Below are 22,869 nucleotides of genomic sequence, written 5' to 3'. Positions count from 1 at the left end.
GCCGGAAGCCGTGGCTTCCGGCCCCCGCTCGCCGCCTGCTCGGGGCCTTTCAGGTCATGCACCAACCCGAGTCGCAAGCACCGTCGTCCTCATCGACGCTGCCATCGCTCGGGGACGCATCAGGTATGGCCTGGGGGAGCGGCATGCCATATCTCGTGAGATACACGGAGTCCCGCCCGAGCGCGGCCCGGCGCCCATTGATCGTCTCCTCCAGCCGGACCGACAAAGCGAACAGTTCCGGTTCGTGCCTGCGCTGGTGGCGCCACGCGCCGACCGTGCGGAAGGGGCAGAAGAAGCACGAGCTCTTGGGCGGCACCGGCAGGCCAGCTTCGGCGATGATGCGTTCGCAGTCGTCCCTTCGGAGCGCGAGGTCGAGAAGCGGGTATTCGATGACCTCGTGGGACTCGCTTCGGCGACGGTTGGCGCGATGGATTTCGTCGAGCGATATGCCGATGCCAACTGTTGCCGGATGATCCGCGGTGGCGCCGTGCTCCCGGAGCCACCGCCCGACCACCTTGATCTTGAAGTCCGCCGTGCAGTTGCGCCGGCCCGGGGCCTGTTGGCCATGCGGACCGGGATGGGGATCGACCGCGTGTCCGGCCGGTTCAGCCGCTGCATGAGCGTTTCGGTGGTTCCGTCCCGACGGCGGCGATCGAGTTCATGGATTTCGAGTCCGGCACGGGCGGCGTACGGGACGGCGACCTCGCGAACGTAGGCCAGCGTCGCGGGGTGTTCGCTGTCGTCCCCGACGTTGGCGAAGAGGAATGTGTGAAAGTCGATCTCTCCTTGAGCGGCCAACACGAGCAGGGCTGTCGACTGGACGCCGCCGACGTAGGAGATGACCTTCATGCCCTCGCCCGCCCGGTCTTTGCTGTCGGCGGAAGCGGCTTGAGGTGTGGAATCGGTGGGGTCGGGGTGAGGGGCTCGAAGGGCATGCTGCAAGATCGGCATGTGAGAGACAGTATGGATAGATGGGCAATCAAGTGCTTCTCTCACTGCTGTCGGCGAACACGGCGGTCAGCGACTGGGCGGCGGACACGGGGGATGTGCGGAGTGGGTGGTGAAGTCAGTTACGGCCGAGGCTCGATGACGACGGAATGGCCCTGCGCCAGGACTGTTGCGAGGAACTCTGCTGCGGCCCCGCGGTCAGCGCTGGTGAACGTCCGTGCGGCGGGCAGCTGTTCTCGCGGTGGGCTTGTGGTGGGGGCGTTGGGCCTTCGGCCGCGGGGTTTCTGGGGAGCGCGTTGCCCTGCACGGAGTGAAGCGACTTCGGAGGCCACGATGGGTCGCTGCCGTTGTTGTCCGTCGGTCAGGATGGTGTCGAGGAGCCAGAGCGGGGAACCGGCAAGGAGCAGGTCGGCTTCGGCGATCTTCTGACGGTTGCGCCACCGGGAGACTGCCTGCGAGTCTTGACCGAGAACGCGTGCTGCCTCCTGAATACCGACAATGACGGGGCGTGGCTCCTTCTCCTCTGGGTCGTAGCCGAGAGGGATGCTGGCTTTGTACGTTGCGAGCCGTTCGCGGTCGATTTTGCGGTCGCCTTCGCCACCGAGTCGCATGACCGTGGTCAGCAGCCAGTACGGATTGCCGGACGCGATCAGGTCGGGTTTGCCGAGCGTGCCCTCGGTCCGCCACTTCTGCGACGTCTGCCGTTCCACGTGGAAGAGGAAGGCGATTTCGGCGTGCCCCAGCAGGAACGGGATCCGCACCTGTGCCATGACGTGCCTTCCCCATCACGTTCGTCTGCGCCGGGCGGCGATGAGCCGGCAGCCCATCGCCGTGCCACGCCGTGCATGTGATCTTAGGTGTGCTCCCGCCCAGGGCGCAGTTCCCACGAGCCCACCTCGGTGTAGTACTGGCCGAAGTGCTGTAGCCAGGCCGCGAGCGTCTCCGTCGTCCTGCGGGCCTGGTCTTCTGTGTCTCCTGTTCGCTCGGCGATGGCCTGCTGGAGTTCGACGCTGCTGAGACGCTGATCGGCGAGCAGTCTGCCGAGTTCGGGCATGGCGTGCAGCCGGGCTTCGACTTCGGTGTTGAAGTCGTGTTCGGACAGACCGGCCGGGACGTCGAGCATGGCGAGATCCCGGACGATGCCGGTCTCGACGGGCGAGGTGAATCTCGTGCGCCCGCTGTAGAGGGCAAAGACGTTCTCCGGTCGCCTCGTCTCCGGAAACCAGCGGCGGGCAGGTTCGTCTCCGGGGAGCGAGGTGATGCGCTCGGCTTTGAGGAGTTCTGCCTGCTGCCGTACGAGGGCTGCGGTGTGGGGTGTGGCCCGTGTCGAGTGTGATTCGATCTGGCCCAGGACGCGCTGCACCTCGGGATGGACGGCGGGGGCCTCCAGCAGGAGTTCTATGTTGGCGTTCGGGGCACGGCCGGTGGCCTTGCCCGTCAGATTTGCGGAGCCGACCAGGCAGCGGGCGTCGGCTCGATAGAGCTTGGCGTGAAGAGACGGGCACAGGGTGATGGAGACGCGCGCGTCGCTCTGGGCCACCTCGATGATTTCGGGGTCGGACACCCCGGCGGCGACCTCCGCCGGGGTCCAGCGCGTTACGCACTCGATCTTCTGTACGGAGGCCGGCACCGAGGCGACGGCCTCCTCGAACACGTTCTTCTTGATGAAGGGCGCGATGAGGAGTACCTCCTCGGTGGCGTCCTTCAGCAGGTCAGCTATTTGCTGCCAGACGTGGTCCGGCTGCCTCACTCGTCATCGCTCCCGTCTTCGATGAAGTCGCGGGCGTAACGTCCCCAGTCGCGGCGGGCGTCCGCGATCCGGGCGCGGTCCCGCTTGCCGGGGATCTCGTCCTCCATGCGGGCCCAGGAGAAGACGAGCAGCTTGAAGGTGTCGGAGGCGCGGGTGAGCCGCTGGCGCAGCTCGGCCTCGCTCGCGTTGTCGGGTACGTCTTCAAGGACGGTCATCAGCTTGCTGTGCAGGGGGTGTTCGGTGTTGAAGATCACCTGGAGCATGCCAGCGAGCAGGTCGATGTTGAAGAAGGCCGATGAGTCCTGGGGACCGGAGATCCAGCGAACGCGCCAGTCCTTCTCCAGCGCCTCGTCGACCATGGACTGGGCGGTGTCCTCGTCGAGATGGTGCTGCTTGGTCAGTGCGGTCAGCTGCTCCTGGCGCTTGTCGGCCTCGGACGCCTCCTCGGCGAGGCGGTCGGTCGTTCCCGTGTGACCGTCCTCCTGCCTGCGCTTCACCGCGTCCGTGGCCTTGGAAGCAACCTCGTCGTCGTGCCGCTTCCTGCTCTTGCGGTTGCCGAGCGCCTGCTGCTTCAGCTTCCGCCGCATCTTGCCCAGAAGGTCCCTCAGGTAGTGGGCGAGGTCGATCAACGGCAGCCGGGGATCGCCGAACTCGGCGAGGCGGTCCTTGAACTCCTTGGGGGTCTCGTCCGCGTCCTTCTCGGCGGACCAGTCGAAGTCTGCCAGGGACGAAAAGACCACGGCGGTCTGCTTGTTGTTCGTCACACCGAAGACCTCGTCGAGCTCGGGCGGGAAGTTCACCTCGACGCCCCACCAGCGTTCAACGGGGTCGTAGCCGATCGCCCATGACGTATCAAGGTCAAGTTCCCGGCCTTTGCGCACCAGGGAGATGCCGATGTTCCTCCGGGCGTGCTGGCCCCATTTCTGGGCGCCCGGCTCGCGGTTCGGGTTCGCAGTGTCGGGCCACGGAAGGCCCGGGACGTCGTGGCGGCGGGCTTCGGGCCGGGCGATCGACGCCCTCACCTTCACAGTGTGCCTCGTGCCGTTAACGGTGATCGGGTAGTCGTAGACCCCGGGTTCGTCCTCGTTGCCCATGTTGAAGGGCTCGAACATGGGCGTATCGCTGAACGGTGCCGGCGTCCCAGTCTCTTCCATGAGGTAGAGGGGGTCGTTGGGCTCGGCGTAGTAAGAGCCGTTGTCCCCGTCGAGGACCTTGCCGTCGCGGACCGGCGCCATCTTGATGTCCACACTGCCGTCGTGCAGGTAGTGCCGGTACACGCGGCCGATCAGCTCAGCGGTGTTGCGCAGGGTGGCTCCGGCGCCGTGCCACTTGACCCGGTCGAGGTTCGACCACACGACGAGGGTGCCGCTGGTGCCTAGCGGGGCTTCGCTCAGTTCGTCCCAGTACTCCGGTACACGGCTGGGTACCGGGTCGGGGACGTCGTCCCGTCCGTTAGCGATCTCCGTCAGGTCGAGGTAGGTGTACATGGCGTTCGCGGCACTGTTGGTCCACGACCAGACCTCGACCCTGGTGCACTGGGACATGCTGGAGTTGGGCAGTCCCATGCCGAAGCGGCCGATGCGGTTGCGGTCGTCGCCGAGGCCGTCTCCGTACTTCAGGGCGCGCCGGAGGAGTTCGGCGCCCATCCCCTTGCCGTTGTCGAGGACAGCAATGGTGTCCACCCGGTGCCTCGTCTGGGTGGCACCCTGGACCGGGATCTCGCAGGCGAAGACCTGGACCAGCGTGGCCTCTGCGTCGATGCTGTTGTCGATCAGCTCCGCGAGCGCGTAGGCGGTGTTCTTGTAGCCGCTGTCACGCATGGCCTTGACGGTCAGCGAAGGGCTGACGATCCGATATTCATTTTCCTCGCCGGTCACGCTGTCTCCCATACGTCTTCCCAGTTGGTGAATGCCTCCGCCACGTCTCCGAAGCCGGGGAGCTCCGGATTGACGACGGTGACGATCTCGCAGGTAGTAGTTCCGCCGGCCTTGGGTCCGCGGATGACCCGGCCGACCATCTGGCTGTACAGCACCAGTGACTTGGTCGGTCGGGCGATGACGGCGGCGCTGGCCGCCGGGGCATCGAAGCCCGTCGTCAGGACTCCGAAGTTGCACAGGATCATGGGGCGCCGGGCAGCGCTCTTGAAGCGCCGGATGACGTCGCTCCGGTGCCGGGGGGAGGACTCGCCGGTCACGAACGCGGCGTCGAGGCCGGCCGCGGACAGTACGGCCGCAATCAGTCGGCAGTGTTCAACGGACGCGGCGAACACCAGGATGCGGCGGTGCCGCTCTTCGAGCAGGTCCATGATCGTCTGTACGACCTTGAGGTTCCACTGCTCGTCCCGCTCAAGCTCGGCCACGATGGCCGCCGGAATGTCGAACGATCGTGCCAGGCTCTGCTGATCCCGGGCCGACAGGTGCATACCGGCTTCCGAGGCCACCGTGCGCATGAGCGGTTTGGCCAGGTAGCCCTGATCAATGAGAGCTGTCACCGGGTTGGTGTAGCCCTCGATCTCCAGCATGACCTTCTGGCGGGAGAAGAACTCGGCGAGTTCCTCGTCCTTGGCGATGTCCGCCCACGTGCGGCCCGGTGTTGCGGTGAGGCCCAGCAGGCTCGCGTCGTGACGGGCCGTCAGCTCGTCCACCACTCCCTGGAACGTGGGGGCGATGATCTGATGTGCCTCGTCGAACACGGTCAGGGTGCTGCGTGCGGCGAGGGTGCGCAGGAACTGCGGGTCCGACTTGGCGGTTGCGACGGCCTTCTCCAGACCGAGGACGACCAGACCGTCGCTCACGCCCGCCAGGTCTGCCGGTGCGCTGCCCCACACGCGCAGGACCGGCAGCGGGCGGTCTCCGACCTTGGACCAGGCGCGTTCGAACTCGGTTGCGGCCTGTTCCAGCAGCTCCTGTCCGTGCGCCAGCCACACCACCAGCGCGGGCCCGTGCTGACGCAGGTGGTCGCAGATCAGGCTCATGCCGGTCCGGGTCTTGCCCACGCCGGTCGGCAGGTGAAGCACGACCCGCCGCGGGCCGTCGTACAGGAGTTCCTTGACCCGGGCAGCGGCGCGCCGCTGATGCGGGAACAGGCCGTACTCGGGCGTGGTTTCCCTTTTGAACGACGGCAGTTCAGACTGCGCACGGTCGACCGTGAAGCCGAAGAACTCCAGAAGTCCACGGCGCTCGTCGGCCGTCCACTTCAGCTCCTGCAAGTACGTCAGCGGCTGCCCGTCGCCCAAAGACCCCAGCCGCTGCGCGAGTTCGACCTGCTTCGCGTCCGGAATAAGAGAGAACAGAGCGCTCCGCTCAGCATCCTCCGCGACCAGCCGCTCGGCGTCGATCGCGACCGCGGCGACGGCCCGGAGCCGACTGTCTGCTGCCGTACCTCCGTCAATGAGGTCGAGAAGAGCGCACAGCTCCTTGCCGAGGTGCCCACGGATGTATTCCATGGAGGCGTTTGCGAGGAGCGCATCGAAAGACATCCCCGGTGACCAGGCTGTCACGTCCCCACCCGCCTGATACGACAGGCAGCGAAGCCGTGAGCGGCTCGCATCGGACCGGCCATCATTGTCAAGTTCCTCCCCCGACAGTTCGACGCACGCAAAGCAGCGCCTCAACTCGCAGCCCCTGCAACGCTGCAGCGTGCGGCCAACCCTAATCGGGGGCACTGATAGCGGACGCTCCGTCAGGTGAAATGCCCGGCCGGGGGCGGTATTTGGCCATGTAATGGACCGGTTCTCGGCGGCCCGATGCGAGCTCATCGACGACGGGCTTGCGTATGCGAGCCGCAATGTAGAACATGTGTTCGGTAACTCGCCCGCGACACCCCGCATTCGGTCGATTCGGCGGTGGATCTTGGGTCGTGGCTAGGATCGCTCCGTGCTCCTGGTGGAACCCCGGATGCAGGGCTCGACTTCCACCAGCAGTACATTGGTGCGTGACACGAGCGAGGCGGGGTGGCGGATGATGAACGGGCCGAACGGATCAGGTACGTCCTATTTCGACTACAACGCCACCGCTCCGATCCGGCCCGAGGCTGCTGCCGCGGTGATCGAGGCGATGCAGGCGGTCGGAAATGCCTCAAGCATGCATGAGCCGGGACGGCAGGCGGCCCACAGGGTCGATGATGCCCGGCGGCAGATCGCCGAACTTCTCGGGTGTTCGCCCGGTGAGATCATCTTCACGTCAGGGGCGACCGAGGCGAACAATCTTGCGCTCCGGGCCGCCTATATGCGGGGGAATCCGCTGGTGACGAGCCCGGTCGAGCATCCGGCCGTCCTGGAGACGGCCCGCACGGTCACCGCCGAACGTCCCGAGGATCTCGTGCTGTTGCCCGTCGGCGCCGACGGGCTGGTGGAACTCGGCGTGCTGGATCAGGTCTTCGCTGCAGATTGCGGCGGCCTCGTCTCCCTGATGGTGGCGAACAACGAGACGGGCAACCTCACGGATCTCCGCGTGGTGGCCGAGGCGGCCCGTGAAGCCGGAGCCCTCGTGCACACGGACGCCACGCAGATCGTCGGCCGTCTCCCGGTGGACGTTGCCGAACTCGACATCGACCTACTGTCGCTGTCCGGGCACAAGTTCGGCGGACCGCAGGGGGTAGGTGCCCTCTATGTACGGCGCGGGGCACCGTTGCCGCACAGGCCGCTCCTCGTGGGCGGCGGACAGGAGCGGGGCTGGCGCGCGGGCACGCTGAACGTGGCAGGGATCATTGGTATGGGTGCCGCAGCTGAGGCCGCGCGCCGCAGTCTCGGCGAGGAAGCCGAGCGGATTGCCTCCTTGCGGAACCGTCTGGAACTTCTGGTGACTGGCGCCCTGCCCGAGTGCCGTATCAACGGACAGCGGGATCAAAGGCTCCCTGGAGTGACGAGTATCACTTTCCCGGGGCTGCCTGCGGATGCGGTCCTGGCGGCCATGCCCGATGTCGCCGCGTCGGAGGGCAGCGCGTGCGCGTCGGGCGCTCCGACGCCGAGCCATGTGCTCCTGGCGATGGGGCTGTCCCGGGAAGACGCCGACAGCACGATCCGCTTCTCGCTGGGCTACGCCACCACGGAAGCCGAGGTCGTGCACGCAGCACAGGCCGTTGTGCGCGCTGCGGTGCAAGTTCGCTCCGCACTGGCCGAAGCCTGCGGTCCCCGCTGACCGTTACCTGGTTTAACACCTCGTTAGAGCAATCGCATTGGACACAGAGAGGTCTTGAATGTCAGACAGCCGGCTCGGGGAAGCCGCCCACTTTGCCTTCGCGCGACACGAAACGTTCGCGCCCCGCTTCGGCTGGCTGCACAAGGCGTACATGCAGGTCAAAGAAGATCAGGGAGCGTTCCTTGCCGAAGATGCCCCGGTGCTGTTCGGCGTGGGCAAGAACATGGTCAACGCCATGCGCTACTGGTCGCGCGCGTTCAAGCTGACGCGTGAGCACTCTCCGACGAAGGGCACACAGGCCAAGTTCTCCTTCCCTACCTGGGAAGCCCGCTGGCTGCTCGACGAGGACGGGGCTGACCCGTATCTGGAAGAGACCGGCAGCCTGTGGCTGCTGCACTGGTGGCTGGTCTCTTCTCGTCCTGGGGCCAAGAGTTGGGCACCGGCGTGGTACACGGCCTTCCATCTTGCGCCGTTCTCCCGGTTCACGGTGGCGGACATGACGCAGGTCGTCACCCGGCACGTGAACTTCTCCTACGCGGAGAGCCCGGTCGAGGCGTCGATCGTCCGCGACATCGACTGCGTCACCAAGATGTACGCGCGCAGCGCTCCGGAGAAGGCCGGCTCCCCAGGCAGCTACGAGGACCTGCTCGCCTGTCCCTTCCGCGACCTTGACCTGCTTACCTTCGTCGGGACGCGTGGCAAGCCCGAGTGGCAGTTCACCAGCGGGCACCGGACCACGCTGCCCGCCCGGGTCCTGGCCTACGCCTGCCTCGACTACGCCGCCAAGTTCTCCCGGCAGGCCAACTCGATCTCCGTGGCCCGCCTCGCCAACGAGCCGGGCTCCCCGGGGCGCGCCTTCCGTGTCCGGGAGAACGAGATCGTCACGGCGCTGCAGAAGATCGCTGCAGACCACCCGCAGCTCAACCTGACCGAGGCCGTGGGACAGCGCAGCCTCGCCTTCACAGCCGACCCGTTCACTCTGGCCTGGGAGGTGCTCGACGAGCAGTACGACTTCGTCACCCGTCGCCCGGGCTTTCCCACCCGCGAAGAGTGGGCCGCCAAATTCCCCAAGCTCGCCGAGGCCGAGCAGAAGGAACTCGCCACCGACACCAATACAGCCGAGCTGCTCTTTGAGGAGACCGCGTGACCACCGCAACCCCCACGCGGACCTTCAGCAGCCCGGCGAGCTCCGCGCCGCAGTTCCCCGCTGGCATCGAACTCGTTGGTTCCCAGATGCGCTCGACCAACCTTGAGCGCGACGTCGAGGACGCTCTGCACGACCCCTACGTCGGAGCGCGAGCCGTCGACGTTCTGGAACGCATCGCAAGCGCGCTGGCCGATCAACGCCGCACCCGCACGTGGTCGTTCACCGGTCCCTACGGATCCGGCAAGTCCACCCTGTCCAACATCATCGACGCCCTCCTCGGGCGGGACGCCACGCGTCGCAGCGAAGCCGAGCGCATCCTCGACGAGGCCAGCCCGGCCCTCGCCCAGCGCCTAGCCGCAGCACGCGACGCCATCGCCCCCGAGGGGTTCCTCGGCGGCGTGGCCACCGCACGCCGCGAATCCCTGGTCACCACGCTCGCCCGTGCCCTGCACACCGCAGCGGAGCGACGCTGGGGCAAGCGCGTCCCGAAGGCCATCGCGGCAGCCCTGGCGGCCTGCGCCGCGGAGCGCGCCGGCGCCAAGGACATCCTCGGCGCCGTCACCGCGCTGACCGGGGACGGGCAGCAGCCCCTGCTCCTCGTCATCGACGAGTTCGGCAAAACACTCGAACACCTCGCCGGCAACAACGAGTTCGCCGACGCTCAGCACGACCTGTTCCTGCTGCAGGAACTCGCCGAGAAGTCGGCCGGCCCCAACGGGCTGCCCCTCTACCTGATGACCCTGCAGCACCTGTCGTTCATGGACTACGCCTCACGGTCCAGTGAACTCAAAACCCGAGAATGGGCCAAGATCCAGGGGCGCTTCGAAGACATCACCTTCGTCCCCCACCACGGCGACTCCCTGCACCTGCTGCGCCGCCGCCTTGACCACTCGACCGTCAGCGCTGCGGGGCAGGCCCTGATCACCGCGGCGGCCGAGGCGTCCGCCGACATCTGGACGCAGCACGGTCTCGGGGTCCTGGCCGAACTTGGGCCCGACCACTTCGCGGACCTCTACCCGCTGCACCCGATCACGGCCATCGCCGCGCCGATCCTTGCAGCGCAGATCGGCCAGCACGACCGCAGCCTGTCGGGCTTCCTCAACAGCGGGGAACCCAACACCGTCCGCCACTCGCTGGCCCGGCACCGGGCTCAGGACGCAGAGCACGCCAGCACGGTGCGGCTGCCGCAGCTGTACGACTTCTTCCTCAACTCCGGCCGCACTACCCTGCTCGCCTCCGCCAATGCGAGCAAGTGGATCGAGGTCGACTCGCGCATCCGGGACGCCAACGGCCTCCCGGACGCCGACCAGGACGTCCTGAAGACCATCGGCGTCCTCAACCTGATCGACTCCGACGGGGCCCTTAGCGCCACCGCGCCGATGATCCACTTCGCCCTCCACGACCCCACCGACGTCGCCGACCCCGACGCCTTCACGGCACTCGAAGAGCGGCTCGCCGACCTCGTCCAGCGGGGCTTCGTGGTCCACCGCGAATTCAGCGGCGAATACCGGGTCTGGCAGGGAACGGACGTCGACATCGACGGCCAGATCAAGGAAATCATCACCCACTTCGACGACGCCTCAGTCATCGACCGGCTCGGCAGCCTCGTCCCGCAGGCATTCGTGGCCGGCCGCCACAGCCAGGTCACCGGCATGATGCGCGTGTTCTACACCGCGGTCAGCGGCCCGGAGACCCAGACCGTCGCCGCCCCGGACGAACTGAAGGAGCCCGCCGACGGCCTCGTCGTCTTCCACCTCGGCACCGACGCCGACCGGCCCAACGTCCACTCGCCCCTGCCAGTGCTCGTCGGCACCACCCCCCACCCCGACGTAGTGCTCACCACGGCCACCTACCTGGTCGCGCTGAAGGAACTCAGCAACCAGCAGGAGCTCGACCACGTCGCCCGGCGCGAAGTCACCGAGCGGATCGTGCAGGCCGAGGCAGAGCTGCTGGAGCTCCTGCAGGACGCCTTCTACCCGCCGGCCTCCGAGGGATCCTGGAGCCTGTGGCACACCGGAATCGCCTCCGGTGAAGAACCCGCCGTCTCCGCCTTGCAGGCCCGCAGCCTGAGCGGACTGGTCTCCCTGGCCTGTGAGTCGGTGTACCCGCACACGCCCCACATCCGCAACGAGATGCTCGGGCGCCACGTCCTGACCAGCCAGGCCGCCCAGGCCCGCGGCATCCTGCTGACGGCCATGCTTGCCGCCTCCGGCGAGAAGAACCTCGGCTTCAGCGACGGCTACCGGGCCGAACGCGCCATGTACAGCGGCGCCCTGGCCTACCTCGGCCTGCACCGGGAGAACGGCGTGGCCCGGGCCGAGAGCCAGCAGGAGAGCCTCCTCCCCTATGGCTTCTCCCCACCCAGCGAAGGGCATGAGCACGCCCAGCCCGTCTGGAACGCCCTCAGCGAGGCACTGACCGGTGCTACCGACCGGGTGAGTATCGAGGAGGTCATCCGTGTCCTGATGAGCCCGCCGTTCGGGCTCAAGGCCGGTGTTGTCCCGGTGGTTCTGATCCCGGCGCTGGTGATCCGCCGTCACGACGTCGCGCTGTTCGAGGAAGGCACCTACCTGCCGCGGCTGACCATCGACGTGGTCGAGCGGCTCGTCAAGGGCCCGGGACGCTTCGCGGTGAAGTACACGCCGGCTGGTGATGGTCAGCGCGGCAGCATCATCAAGAAGCTGATGGTGTCGCTCGGCGTGGAGGCAGCGCGGTCCAAGGCCCTGCGCAACCCCGACCTCCTCTCCGTGGCCAGCGCCCTGATCGTGCGCGTGGCGGACCTCCACAAGTACGCCCGCACCACCAAGAACATCTCCGCCGACGCCCGCGCCGTGCGCGCCACGATCGTCGGTGCACTGGACCCGGACGACCTGATCTTCCACGCGCTGCCGAAGTCGCTCGGTCTGCCCGAAATCCCGGCCCGCACCCGAGTCGACGCGGAAGCGGCGAACACCTACGTCGAACGCCTCACCGAGGCGGCGGACGAACTTGTCGCCATCGACGGCCAGCTGCGCACCCAGGTCGTGCGCGTCCTCGCACAGGAGTTCCGTCTGCCGGCCGAACTGCCGGAGCTGCGCGCACAGCTTGCTGCTCGGCTGCGAGGCTTCGCTGGCGCGGTGCTCACTCCGGAACTGCGCGGCTTCGTCGACTTCGTCCTCAGCGACAGCCTTGAGGACGACGACTGGCTCGAGCCCATCGTCGTGCGCCTGACCAACTCCGCCCTCGGAGACTGGGACGACCACGAAGCCAAGGTCTTCCCGCAGAAGGCCCGGTCGATGGCTGCGGCCCTCGACCGAGTCGGACACCTGCACCACGCCGGGAACGAGGTCCGAGGCCGGGAAGAGAAACTCGACGCGCAGTTGTTGACCTTGACCGACAGCGCCGGCGTGGAGCAACGCACCCTGATCTATGTGCCGGAGCAGGCCCGCACCGAGGCCAACAGCCTCGCTGCCGACGTCCTGAAGCAGGCCGAGAAGGCTCTCGGACCGGACGGAGCGAGGATCCTGCTTGCGGCCCTCGCCCAGCGCGTGACCGATGCCGCGACAGCGGCGAGTGAAAGGAAGGCACAGGGATGACTGACGGAGCCGATACACAGAAGGTCCGGCACGTTCTCGGTATCTCCGGCGGCAAGGATTCCTCGGCGCTCGCCGTCCACATGCGTAACCGGGTCCCCGAGATGGAGTACTTCTTCTGCGACACGGGCGCCGAACTGCCCGAAACCTACGAGTACTTGAACCGGCTTGAGGCCGCCCTCGGCAAGTCAATCGTGCGGCTGAACGCCGACCGTGACTTCGACCACTGGATGGAGGTCTACCAGGGCACCCTGCCCAGCCCTCAGATGCGCTGGTGCACCAAGAACCTCAAGATCAAGCCCCTGGAAGACTGGGTCGGCGACGACAAGGTCATCTCCTACGTCGCCATCCGGGCCGACGAGAACCGCATCGGCTACGTCAGCACCAAGCCGAACATCGATGCCGTCTTTCCCTTCCGAGAGGAAGGCATCGACAAGGAAGGCGTCATGCGCATCCTCGACGAGGCAGGCATCGGTCTGCCCGGCTACTACGAGTGGCGCACACGCTCCGGCTGCTACTTCTGCTTCTTCCAGCGCAAGCACGAGTGGGTCGGCCTCAAGGAACGCCACCCCGACCTGTACGACAAGGCCGTGGAGTACGAGGACAAGGTCCGCTTCCGGCACACCGCCATGAAGGGCCGCAACTACACGTGGTCTCAGGGCGAGTCGTTGCCGGAGCTGATAGAGCGCAAGGACGAGATCGAGGCCAAGCACGAGGCGGCCCTTGAGCGAGCAGCCAAGCGCATCAAGCCCAACCGCCCCTTGCTAGAGGTCCTTTCCGACGCACTCGACTCAGACGACGACGAGGCCGGCTGCTCCGTCTGCCACCTCTGACGCGCAACCACACACAGCGGCCCCAGCATCCCGAGCTGGGGCCGCTGCTGCTTTCCCGACTTCCTATGAAATTTGTCCCGCTTGCGGTTGTGACCTAGCCCAGCCTCTGTCCCAGACCTCGTGAAGGAACGCAGCGTACTCGCCACGACAAGTCGAGCTTCTCCGTGATGGAGTGACGCAACGTCACATGTGGGGCATGATGGGCGCATGCCGCTCCTGCCACCTCTGTCGACCACTCATATGCCACCATGAGGGACGGCTCACCCGCAGGCACGGAACGGTAACGGAGAGAAATCGGGGATATGGAAACTCGCGAGATTTTTGACGCGGCACCGTGTGAGTTTTTCAGTTCCTCGGTTAGCCCAGTCAGGGGCTCTATATTCCTCCGTGATAGTGCGCATACACCTGGGAGTTGCCCGAGATCAGGTGCCTTCTTGGTGGCGTCGCGCATGGCCTTGAACGGCTTGCCGAGTTCGAGGACTCGATCTGTTTCCTCGGTACTGTAATCGTGCTTCGCGACATTAACTACACGACCGTTGAGCCGAAATGCAGGTCGCAGGTCCCGTCCAAGGTGATTCCGCATCTGATCTGACCGAACCTGCTGGATGGAAAAGGGACTACGCATGCCTACGCAGGCCAAGGAAATATTCGAGGCGCAGAGCAAGAGTGTCCGCGAGTTGCTGTCTGACAATGGTCTGGGCCTCTACCTGCCGCCCTACCAGCGTCCGTACGGCTGGGGCAAAGACAAGGTCGAGAAATTGCTCGACGACACACTGCATGGCCTCAAGAATCTAGGCAAGGCGCCGGACAGCTTCACCTTCTTGGGGACCGTCATCACTATCCATGACGTCAACCACGTCACGGTGAAGCCAATCGTCAAGTCCGAGGTCCCGTCCAAGGTCCTTACCGTGATCGATGGCCAGCAGCGTTTGTCGAGCCTTCTTATCCTGCTGGTCGGCCTGCACAACCTCATTCGTCAGCGTGCATGGAAGGTCTTCAAGGGTAAGACGCCGGATCCGACCGACAGTGCTCGGACTCATCTCTACTCGGAAACAAGCGACATCCTGCAGATGCTTGCGGCGGCGTTCTACGAGCGAAAGAATTTCGGAAGTACGCCGATCTACCCGCGCCTCATTCGAGCCTTCGTGGATCAGTGGGCCAGGGACGAGAAACTCAAGCAGTATGAGTCGCCGATCGCCAACCTTATCTACACGTACTCATTGCTAGCCGACAGTGAGCCGGCAACTTCTAAACCGACGGACTTCAGGCCGACGGCGCGACAGAATGCAGGTGAAGGCGAAGGCGACCTCATCAAGAGGTTCAACGAGATCCGTACGGGGTTGACCAAGCTGTCGCAGCGAAAGTCCATCGAGGAGCTGGAGGATCTGCCGCCGCTAGCCACCCTTGCCACCAACATCGAGTTCCAGCGTGCGCTCTTCAACCACGAACTCGACCCCGAGCTCTGCGCTTGGCTGGGGGAGTTGGAAGACGAGCCCGAGGCTGAGCTGATGCGCCTCGTCATGTTTGCTGCCTATGGCTTGAACCGCATCGCTCTGACGGTCGTGCAAGGCAAGGACGAGGACTATGCCTTCACGATCTTCGAGTCGTTGAATACCACGGGCGAGCCTCTGACCGCCTTCGAGACCTTCCTCCCTCGGGTGGTGATGGCAGAGAAGATTCAGGACTACCAGGACTCGGACGCGCACGCGTACATGAAGGCGGTTCAGGGATACCTGGACCGTTTCGACGTCGGAGACAAGCTTCAGAACGCAACTCGAGACCTGCTGGTCACTTTCGCGTTGACAGAGACTGGGGAGAAGCTCTCCAAGCGCCTCCCGGATCAGCGGGTCTACATGCGCGATACCTTTGAGTGCCACAAGGACTCGGCCGATGATCGAAGCGCGTACTTGCGCCACCTAAGCGACACGGCGGCCTTTGTCGGGAATACCTGGGGGCCCGCGGTCAACGCTCCTCGCACGCTAGCCGGGCTAGAAGCGACTGCCATGACGGACACCGTGAAGTTGTGTCTGGCCTTCCTTAATTCGCTCAATCACACCATTGCCATCGCGCCACTCGTGCGCTTCTACTCCGAGGCTGTCCACTCGGACGAAGGGGAAGCGAGGACAGAGCGCATCGCCGAGTTCGAGAAGGCGATCAAGGCAATCACTGCCTTCACGGTCTTCTGGCGAGCAACCCGCCGCGGCACAGGCAACATCGACAGCCAGTACCGGGCGGTCATGGCCGGGGACTCGCTCACGGGCATTGGACCCCTCGCCCGGCAGTGGGCAGAGCCCGATGCAATGAAGCCTGATCCGATCGTCGACGCTGAGGCGCTGAAGAAGGAACTTGCGGCGCGTTTGTTGCACCCTAAGCTCGGCGGTGTCCAAAACTTGGCGTCGTTCCTGGCATCTGCTTCCGCGCTGCCGCTCTACAAAATTAGCCGCCCCCTGACGCGTTTCCTGCTTCTGGCTGCATATCACGACACAACTGAAGATCTGGAGAATCCGGGACTGATCATCCAAGGCAAGGCGGGGGTCGCCTCGTGCTTCACCGCAGACGGTTGGGCGGACGAGCCACACTTCACGATCGAACACATCGCACCACAGCAGGCCACGAGTGGGTGGGATGAGGAGTTCTACAGCGAGAAGGAGACCGTCCACAAGCTGGGCAATCTGGTCCTGGCGCCGGGCGCTGCCAACACGTCCCTCAGCTCGCGGCCTTGGAACGAGAAGAAGGTCTTGTACGCGGCACTCGGTGCCCCGACGGCCGACGACGGGAAGTCGATCCTCAACAGTTCTGGCTTCACTTTTGCGCAGACGACTGAAGACCTAGCGGCCATGTCGCGCTACCTCCCGCACCTGCGAGCACTGGGTAAGCGTGAGGACGAGTGGAATCCGACGTTCATGGATCAGCGTGCTGACGTCCTCCTGCGTCTGGCCTACACACGCCTCAAGGGGTGGCTCGGCCTGGAGCTGTCTGACTCCAGCAGTGATCAAGTGGTCCAGGTCGAGGATGTGGAGATCGAGAACGATGAGTTCGACGAGAGTGAGGATGCCGGAGGGGCGGTTGTAACGGCCTAGCTCCACGGGCCAGTTGGGCGTCGACGTTTCCCAACAACGACTGCAATTACCAGCTTTGGCCGACGTGTTCGGGTACCGCAGAGGCGAGGCCGTGGACCGTCAGGGTGGTCGGCGAGGTCAGCGGTGTTGGCCCCTTGGGGTAGTGATCGGTTGGGCATCGGGCGCCCGCGCGGTAATGATGCGGTGGGCGGGCTGGGCTACTTGGCCGGTGATTTCTTGACGTGTTCCGATCCCGTGCTGAGGTCGGAGAGGAGTGCAGCCGGGGTGTAGGCGGAGGCGTGGATGGTCCAGGAGGGGTGGTCAACGCTGGGGCCAGCCCAGAGGGTCCAGGTGTGGAGGGGGCTGTGGGGATTGCGGGCGGCGAAGCCGTCGAACTGGACGCCAGCGTCGCCTTGTTGGGTACTCCAGCGCAGCCAGCGTCCGTCCACGGTGGGCGTCCAGCCGACGTCCGCGAGCGGCCGGACGGCCTCGGTGACGGTCGTCTCGATGGGGGTGCCGAGGGCGGTGTCCTCGGCGTCTCCGGCGGCGATGGCGGACAGCAGGGTACCGAGGACCGGTGCGGGGACGGCGGATGTGAGGGCCATGTGCCACATACGTTCGCTGACCGGGCTCTCGTAGGCGGCAAGCGTCCATGTCGCGTCCCGGGGGCCAGCTTCGTGGTCGAAGAGGATGCGCAGGGTCAGTGACTCGTGGTTGGCGATGGTGGTGTTGTCGTACCAGGTGCGGTATTTCTCCCAGTCGCCGTTGTTCTCGATGAACGAGTTGAGCAGGGCCTCGTGGGCGCCGGGGCCGGCCGTGTCGGCGGTCGAGGTGTATGTTCCCGCGCTGGGCGGTTCGGGCTTGGTGGTCGGTGTGCCGGGTGAGTTCCGGGCTTCGTCGGCGGCGCGTTCGGTGTCGGTCATCGGTGCTGGTCCGGGGCGCATGGTGTCGGCGTGGAGGCGTTCGAAGGCGGTCAGGGCCTGGGCGGGTGACTCGAAGGTGTCGGCGATCTGCCGTAGATGGTTTTCGCCGTGGAGGTAACGCTCTTGCCGGTGTCGAGGTAGGTCGCGACCGCGACAGTGGTGTGGCCGTCCTGGGCGTGGGCGTGGATGAGGAGCCGGCCGTGGCGTATGTCGTCGTAGATCTTCTGGGCTTCGTCGGATACCCCGCGGATTTCGGTGCGGGTGTACCAGGACATCGGATAGTTGGCCCATGTCCATTCCTCGTTGATCGCGACCCGGAGTTCGGGTGTGATCTCGACGCTGATGCCGTCGGCGGTCAGTTGCCGGGCGGCCTTCTCGGCCCAGTAGGGCTCCTCGTGGTCGATACGAGCCAGGACCAGGACGTTGTTGGCCGCGACGTGCCAGTCGGCGGCCTCCAGGCCCACGTGGGGAATGTGGGCCTGGGTTCCGGAGAGGGTGGCGGTCACGGCGCTGGAGTGCGTGGGGTGGGTGTCGAGGCGGACGTGCGCGTCGACGGACGGTGTGGTCACGGAGGGGTGCTCTCTTTTACTGGTGGCCGGACCACCGTGGTCCAGCCACCGTCGGATTCATGGATCAGCGAGGGGTGCGTACGGCGGGCGGTGCCGTGGTGGGCGGCGGGCCAGCGCGTGGCGGGGCCGAGGTCCGGATACGCGCGGGCGTGTTCACCTGCCGGGGTGTGGTGGCGTGGTGCCAGCGGGCGCGCGCGGCGGACAGGCCGGCGAGTGCGCGCCGGCTGCCGACGACGAGCTGGTACGGCGTGTTGGCCGGGTCGTGGGTGAGCGTCTCGATGCCCTGGCCGGTGTTCTGGGCCGTGGTGAGGAGGGAGCGCTGGAGGATCCGCTCGCCCCAGTACTCGGGGTCACATCCGGCCGGTTCGGCGAGGAAACCGAGCAGCCCGGCCGCGTCGGTCCCGTTGCTGAGGAGACCGTGGTGCTGTGCCTCCCACAGGACGGTTATGGGGTCGATGGGGGTGCCGCGCCTGCTGAGGGTAGTGAGGCACTGCCACAGCCCAGCGTGCAGAGGGTGGGTGAAGTCGCCGGGGGTCAGCCACCACATCCGCTCGACACTGGCCGGCCGGCCGGGCGGTCGCCGTCGCGAGCAGCAGCTGCTCCTCCTCACTCACCTCTTCCCCGCAGGCGATGACCGGCATGGTGGGGGTGCGGGGAACAGGCCCGGAGCGCGGCGGGAACCGTGCGGCGATGCCGTCGACCACGGTGGTGAGGGCGCCGACTTCGGCGAGGGTGGTGGCGACGCGCTGGGGGAGCGAAAGGTCGAGGGCGGTCTGGATGAGGCGGTGGGCGGCGGCGCGAAGGAGGTGCCGGGAGTGCTCTGCCTCGATCATCCGGGCGTACGCGGGCGCGTGCCCGGGCTGTGGGCAGAGCTCGATCAGGTGGTGGAGGTAGGCGGTGGTCAGTCCGCGGGTCTGCTCGCCGGCGGCGGCGAGCACCTGGTTGAGCCATGTCGTGGTCTTGGTGTGCTGGGCCGGGTCGGGGGCCGGCAGGGAGCGGATCGCGGTGAACAGGGCGGCGTGCGCGGCGGTGGAGAACGCCTCGGCGGTGATCCCGTTGATTTCGGCGAGACGGTGGGGTTCGAGGAGGAGAGCACCGAGGAGGGCCTGCTCGACGTGGAACACCAGTGGTGGCGGCGGGAGGGTATCGAGGTCGTCTTCGACAGAGTCGGTGATAGGGGGCATCAGGCAGCCAGGGCGAAGTCGTCGGGCAGGGGGAGTTGGAGGTGGGGAGCGAGCAGGTGCGTGGCGAGCCGGGGCGGCACCGCGTTGCCGATCTGCGAGAACCGCTGTCCTTTGTTCCCCGCCCACGGATAATCAGCGGGAAAAGTTTGCAGCAGGCCGGCTTCCTGCGCGGTGATGCGGATCGACTCCGGCACCAGCAGCTGCCCGGCGTCCGCTCCGCCGAGGTTCGCAGGCTCAGGCACCCAGACGCACTCGTCGCCACGCCGCACGGTCGCGTTGGCCTGGTTGCTGCTCCGCAACGCCCACGATGACCGTGGCCCTTCGGCCGTTGTCGCCGGCCGCCCACCGGCCTGAGCGGCCTTCACTCATGTCCCGAGCTCGATGTCGCGACACCTCGTCCCGGGCTCGCAATCAGGGTCGGGCTGAGGGAGGACTCGCCGCTTGCTTCGTTCAGAAGGGCTGGTAGATCCTTTCGGGATCATCGTGTGCCCATGCCGCGAACTCCTCGAAGCCCAGGTTGCCGATACTCAGGTTCGCATAGATCTCGTTGCCCCCTGCCGGGACAGTGCGGAATTCGCGGCCGAACTCCGTCAGTTGCTCGTAGTCCTCATCGTCAACGCAGTCCTCCCGCGTCAGCGTGGTGACCGCCAGCAGCGGGTGGTGTTCGGTCTGCATGCTCACCCGGTCGGCAAGAAAGACGACGGACAGGTCCTCATCGGTACTGACCGCGGTCAGTACTTCGTCGGCGGTCGCCTCCGCCCAGGCCGGATCGTTGATGAAGTGGACGTGCGCCTCGTACTGCCTGTCTCCCCAGGACTCCATCATTTCCGCCGCCACGTCCTGCCATGCTCGGTCGTCGCAATAGTCGGTCCTGACGACCAAGGCATCGAACTCATCCCGGCGGGGGACGACTGGCAACGTTCGCATGAGTCCTTCCAGTGAGTCGGCGGTGAGCTGACTGTCTCATGGACCGTCTGTCACGTCCCATGGACCCGGTGTTCCTGCGTGGTGAGTGAGTGCGTCACCTGGACACAGAAGAGCCCTCCGCCTGGGCGGACACACCACCAGCGGCAGCGGCCCTTGCCACTACGCCCGCGACGTCAACCGGGCCCTGGTCACCAGATTGCCGCGAACGCGTACACCGTATGGGGCTACACAGGCTGGACGTACATCTGGACGATCGCCTTCTCCGGCGCGCGCCCACCCGGGGAGATGTACGGCCTCCAGAGGGGCTACTGCTCCCCGCACTGGCCCGCGTCCGAGCCCGACCCCGATGTCCGTGAGGAAGCGGAGCAGCGGTACGAGGCGCTGCACGCGATGCGGATTCGGTACCAGACGTACGTGGCGGACAGGAAGCCAGTGCTCGCGGCACCCAAGTACGACTCGTGGAGAACACTGGTGATCCCGCCCATCCTCCGTGAGATGCATGGGGCGCAGCTGGCCTCTCGCGCGAAGCCCTGGGCGTTCCTCTCGGTGATGGGCAGGCCTCTACTGGGAACCAATTTCGACCGCGACTACTGGTATCCCATCCGGGACGGCGCGAAGGAGCGCAACTCCGGCCCGCGGTACGCCCGGTGGGCAAGGCCCGAGATGCCGGCGGTTCCCGAGATGGCAGGGGAGGACATCTACCGGCTGCGGCACTGGGCGAAGGCCAAGCTGGACGAGGCGGGAGACATCCCGCCAGTTGCCGTAGAGGTGAGGATGGGGCATGAACTGCCCGGGGTGGAGGGAACATATAGCGAAGTGACGGTCGTAATGGAAGAGCGGATCGTGGAGGACCTCCAGGGCGTCTGGGAGAAGGAGGTAGTGGGTGCCGTGCCGGTCTGTGGACGCCATCATTTCCCATGGCGCTTCCAGATGATCTTGTGAATGCCGCTGCGCCGCTGGTCAGCGGCCTTCCTGTGCTGGAGTACGAATGATCGTCTGGATCAACGGTGCGTTCGGAGCGGGCAAGACCAGTACGGCGCGCGAGCTGATCGACATGATCCCGAACAGCACCCTGTACGACCCCGGAGTGATCGGTGCCGGGCTGCGGGAGTTGCTCCCGCAGAAGAGACTCGCCGAGGTGAGCGACTACCAGGACCTGCCCATCTGGCGCCGGCTGGTCGTGGACACGGCCGCCGCGCTGCTCGACGACGCGGGCGGGGTGCTCGTCGTCCCGATGACCCTGCTCCGGCAGGAGTACCGGGACGAGATCTTCGGCGGTCTGGCATCCCGTCGCATTCCCGTGCGGCATGTGCTGCTGGCGCTGGACGAAACGATTTTGCGCGGGCGAATAGCGGGCCGGGCGAGCGGCGCGGACGCCGCCGACGACCCGGCCAGGACCGAACGCGCCCGGCAGTGGGCGTACGAGCACATCGAGCCGTACGGCGCCGCTCTCGGCTGGCTCAAGGCCGACGCGCTGGTCGTCGACACCGGAGGACTCACCCCGGCGCAGAGCGCGGCGGTCGTCGCCGACGCCGTCCACGCGGGCTCGGCCGGGCTCTGCGAGATCGTGCAGACACCCGAGCCGACGGCGGAGACCGTCGCGGCGGGGGTGCTCCTCTTCGACGAGCGGGACAGGGTGCTGCTCGTCGACCCCACCTACAAGCCGGGCTGGGAGTTCCCCGGCGGTGTGGTCGAGCGCGGCGAGGCGCCCGCCCGTGCCGGGATGCGCGAGGTCACCGAGGAGATCGGGATCGAACTCGACCAGGTACCCAGACTGTTGGTGGTCGACTGGGAGCCGCCGAGACCGCCCGGCTTCGGCGGACTGCGGCTGCTCTTCGACGGCGGCCGGCTGCCCGGCCACGACGTCGAGCGGCTGCTGCTGCCGGGGTCGGAGCTGCGCGGCTGGCGTTTCGTCACCGAGGACGAGGCGGTGTCGCTGCTGCCGCCCGCCCGTTACGAGAGGCTGCGCTGGGCCCTACGCGCCCGGGAGCGGCGGACCGTACTCAATCTGGAGGCCGGTGTCCCGGTCGGCTGACACGCGCAGTACGGAGGCCGCGTCCGTGGTGGCGTCGGTGACGAGCGGATCGCCGTGGCCGAAACAGACGGTCGACGGACCGAGAGCGGCCAGCCGGATCATGGACCGTTTGGCGCTCTCGCGGTTGACGTTGAACACGCCCAGCATCACCCGGCGTTCGGCGGCGGCCACGGCGTCACCCGTGAACAGCACGCCGTGGTACGGCAGATGGACGGCGATGGATCCGTAGGTGTGCCCAGGTACGTGCACCACCCGGGCGCCGTCGCCGAAAGGCAGCTCGTCGCCGTCCTCCAGCTCGCGGTCCACCCGCGTGGGCGGCGCGGGCGGCACGGTCAGCCCGCGCTCGTACAGGGGGATCTCCCAGTCGAGGAGCAGCGGGTCGGGCACGGGCCACTCGCCGCGGATGACGGGCGCCTCCAGCCGGTGCGCCATGATCTCGGCGCCGTACCGTCCCGCCAGCTCCTGCGCGGCGCCCACATGGTCGCGGTGGCAGTGGGTGAGGACGATACGGCGCAGATGCCCGGGGTTGAGACCGAGATCGCGGATGGCGTATTCGATGTCCGGTCCCGCGTAGACGTGACCGGAGTCGACGAGAGTCAGCTCGTTCTCGTCCTGCCACAAGTACGCCTGACCGATGGGGAAACGGAGCATATGCAGCCGTGGACTGATCGCAACGAGATCCATGTGTCGAATGTATGCATTGGGGAAGGAGTGTGTGCGGCACTTCGCCCACGGCGTTTTCCGCTGTCCGCAGAACGACCGGGTGGCCCGCCGGGTGAACCGT

Annotated in this window: 17 protein-coding genes and 2 pseudogenes; 7 read left to right on the top strand and 12 right to left on the bottom strand. The window is 66.5% G+C overall.

Annotated elements, in window-relative coordinates; translation table 11 throughout:
* Positions 1 to 49 precede the first annotated feature (49 nt).
* The 5 genes from ACFWHU_RS31800 to ACFWHU_RS31780 all read right to left on the bottom strand — a co-directional run bounded on the left by ACFWHU_RS31800 (position 50) and on the right by ACFWHU_RS31780 (position 6,455).
* Positions 50 to 514 (bottom strand): hypothetical protein, encoded by a 465-nt coding sequence (locus ACFWHU_RS31800; protein WP_387229044.1) that lies wholly within the window; start codon positions 512 to 514, stop codon positions 50 to 52.
* Positions 515 to 1,070: 556 nt separating this feature from the next.
* Positions 1,071 to 1,718 (bottom strand): hypothetical protein, encoded by a 648-nt coding sequence (locus ACFWHU_RS31795; protein ID WP_387229042.1) that lies wholly within the window; start codon positions 1,716 to 1,718, stop codon positions 1,071 to 1,073.
* Positions 1,719 to 1,801: 83 nt separating this feature from the next.
* On the bottom strand, positions 1,802 to 2,698 hold the full coding sequence (locus tag ACFWHU_RS31790) for a phospholipase D family protein (protein ID WP_387229040.1): 897 nt from the start codon (positions 2,696 to 2,698) through the stop codon (positions 1,802 to 1,804).
* On the bottom strand, positions 2,695 to 4,575 hold the full coding sequence (locus ACFWHU_RS31785) for an ATP-binding protein (protein ID WP_387229038.1): 1,881 nt from the start codon (positions 4,573 to 4,575) through the stop codon (positions 2,695 to 2,697). Before ACFWHU_RS31785 ends, ACFWHU_RS31790 begins: the two co-directional genes overlap by 4 nt.
* Positions 4,572 to 6,455 (bottom strand): DEAD/DEAH box helicase, encoded by a 1,884-nt coding sequence (locus tag ACFWHU_RS31780; protein ID WP_387229035.1) that lies wholly within the window; start codon positions 6,453 to 6,455, stop codon positions 4,572 to 4,574. Before ACFWHU_RS31780 ends, ACFWHU_RS31785 begins: the two co-directional genes overlap by 4 nt.
* Before the next feature lie 118 nt (positions 6,456 to 6,573).
* Between ACFWHU_RS31780 and ACFWHU_RS31775 the strand changes: the two genes are divergently transcribed.
* The 5 genes from ACFWHU_RS31775 (at position 6,574) to ACFWHU_RS31755 (ending at position 16,468) form a co-directional block, all read left to right on the top strand.
* Positions 6,574 to 7,836 (top strand): cysteine desulfurase family protein, encoded by a 1,263-nt coding sequence (locus ACFWHU_RS31775; protein ID WP_387229033.1) that lies wholly within the window; start codon positions 6,574 to 6,576, stop codon positions 7,834 to 7,836.
* Positions 7,837 to 7,894: 58 nt separating this feature from the next.
* Positions 7,895 to 8,983, top strand: coding sequence for a DUF4007 family protein (locus ACFWHU_RS31770; RefSeq protein ID WP_387229031.1), 1,089 nt, complete (start codon positions 7,895 to 7,897; stop codon positions 8,981 to 8,983).
* A complete protein-coding gene (locus ACFWHU_RS31765; RefSeq protein ID WP_387229029.1) occupies positions 8,980 to 12,558 on the top strand; it encodes an ATP-binding protein in 3,579 nt (1,192 codons plus the stop codon). Before ACFWHU_RS31770 ends, ACFWHU_RS31765 begins: the two co-directional genes overlap by 4 nt.
* Positions 12,555 to 13,388, top strand: a complete 834-nt coding sequence (locus tag ACFWHU_RS31760) for a phosphoadenosine phosphosulfate reductase family protein (protein WP_387229027.1) — start codon at positions 12,555 to 12,557, stop codon at positions 13,386 to 13,388. The genes ACFWHU_RS31765 and ACFWHU_RS31760 overlap by 4 nt, the downstream gene beginning before the upstream one ends.
* A 623-nt stretch (positions 13,389 to 14,011) precedes the next feature.
* Positions 14,012 to 16,468 (top strand): DUF262 domain-containing protein, encoded by a 2,457-nt coding sequence (locus tag ACFWHU_RS31755; protein WP_387229025.1) that lies wholly within the window; start codon positions 14,012 to 14,014, stop codon positions 16,466 to 16,468.
* 197 nt (positions 16,469 to 16,665) lie between these two features.
* Here the strand turns inward: ACFWHU_RS31755 and ACFWHU_RS31750 are convergent, their stop codons facing one another.
* The 6 genes and pseudogenes from ACFWHU_RS31750 to ACFWHU_RS31725 form a co-directional block, all read right to left on the bottom strand.
* Entirely contained in the window at positions 16,666 to 17,370 is a 705-nt protein-coding gene (locus ACFWHU_RS31750) for a DUF317 domain-containing protein (RefSeq protein WP_387229024.1), read from the bottom strand.
* Between the two features lie 50 nt (positions 17,371 to 17,420).
* Positions 17,421 to 17,939, bottom strand: a complete 519-nt coding sequence (locus ACFWHU_RS31745) for a hypothetical protein (protein ID WP_387229022.1) — start codon at positions 17,937 to 17,939, stop codon at positions 17,421 to 17,423.
* 64 nt (positions 17,940 to 18,003) lie between these two features.
* The gene (locus ACFWHU_RS31740; RefSeq protein WP_387229020.1) at positions 18,004 to 18,486 is read right to left on the bottom strand and encodes a DnaB-like helicase N-terminal domain-containing protein; all 483 of its coding nucleotides are present in this window, start codon (positions 18,484 to 18,486) and stop codon (positions 18,004 to 18,006) included.
* A 337-nt stretch (positions 18,487 to 18,823) separates the two neighbouring features.
* Positions 18,824 to 19,123: pseudogene (locus ACFWHU_RS31735) on the bottom strand (DnaB-like helicase N-terminal domain-containing protein); the annotation flags it as partial.
* Positions 19,123 to 19,461 (bottom strand): annotated as a pseudogene (locus ACFWHU_RS31730) (DNA cytosine methyltransferase); the annotation flags it as partial. The pseudogenes ACFWHU_RS31730 and ACFWHU_RS31735, both read right to left, overlap by 1 nt.
* A gap of 112 nt (positions 19,462 to 19,573) precedes the next feature.
* Positions 19,574 to 20,050, bottom strand: a complete 477-nt coding sequence (locus tag ACFWHU_RS31725) for a DUF6924 domain-containing protein (protein WP_387229018.1) — start codon at positions 20,048 to 20,050, stop codon at positions 19,574 to 19,576.
* A 285-nt stretch (positions 20,051 to 20,335) separates the two neighbouring features.
* Here ACFWHU_RS31725 and ACFWHU_RS31720 point away from each other — a divergent pair, with 285 nt between their 5' ends.
* Entirely contained in the window at positions 20,336 to 20,992 is a 657-nt protein-coding gene (locus tag ACFWHU_RS31720; protein ID WP_387229017.1) for a hypothetical protein, read from the top strand.
* 46 nt (positions 20,993 to 21,038) lie between these two features.
* Positions 21,039 to 22,085 carry an NUDIX domain-containing protein gene (locus ACFWHU_RS31715; protein WP_385792348.1) on the top strand — a complete coding sequence of 349 codons (1,047 nt, stop codon included), beginning with the start codon at positions 21,039 to 21,041 and terminating at the stop codon, positions 22,083 to 22,085.
* Here ACFWHU_RS31715 and ACFWHU_RS31710 read toward each other — a convergent pair.
* Positions 22,026 to 22,769, bottom strand: a complete 744-nt coding sequence (locus ACFWHU_RS31710; protein ID WP_387229015.1) for an MBL fold metallo-hydrolase — start codon at positions 22,767 to 22,769, stop codon at positions 22,026 to 22,028. The genes ACFWHU_RS31715 and ACFWHU_RS31710 overlap by 60 nt on opposite strands.
* Positions 22,770 to 22,869: the final 100 nt, after the last annotated feature.

The organism is Streptomyces sp. NPDC060366 (genome assembly GCF_042725135.1).
In the GTDB taxonomy this organism is placed as follows: Bacteria; Actinomycetota; Actinomycetes; order Streptomycetales; family Streptomycetaceae; genus Streptomyces.
Note: the sequence above shows the minus strand (reverse complement) of the source record. Positions and strands in the feature narration are given on the sequence as shown.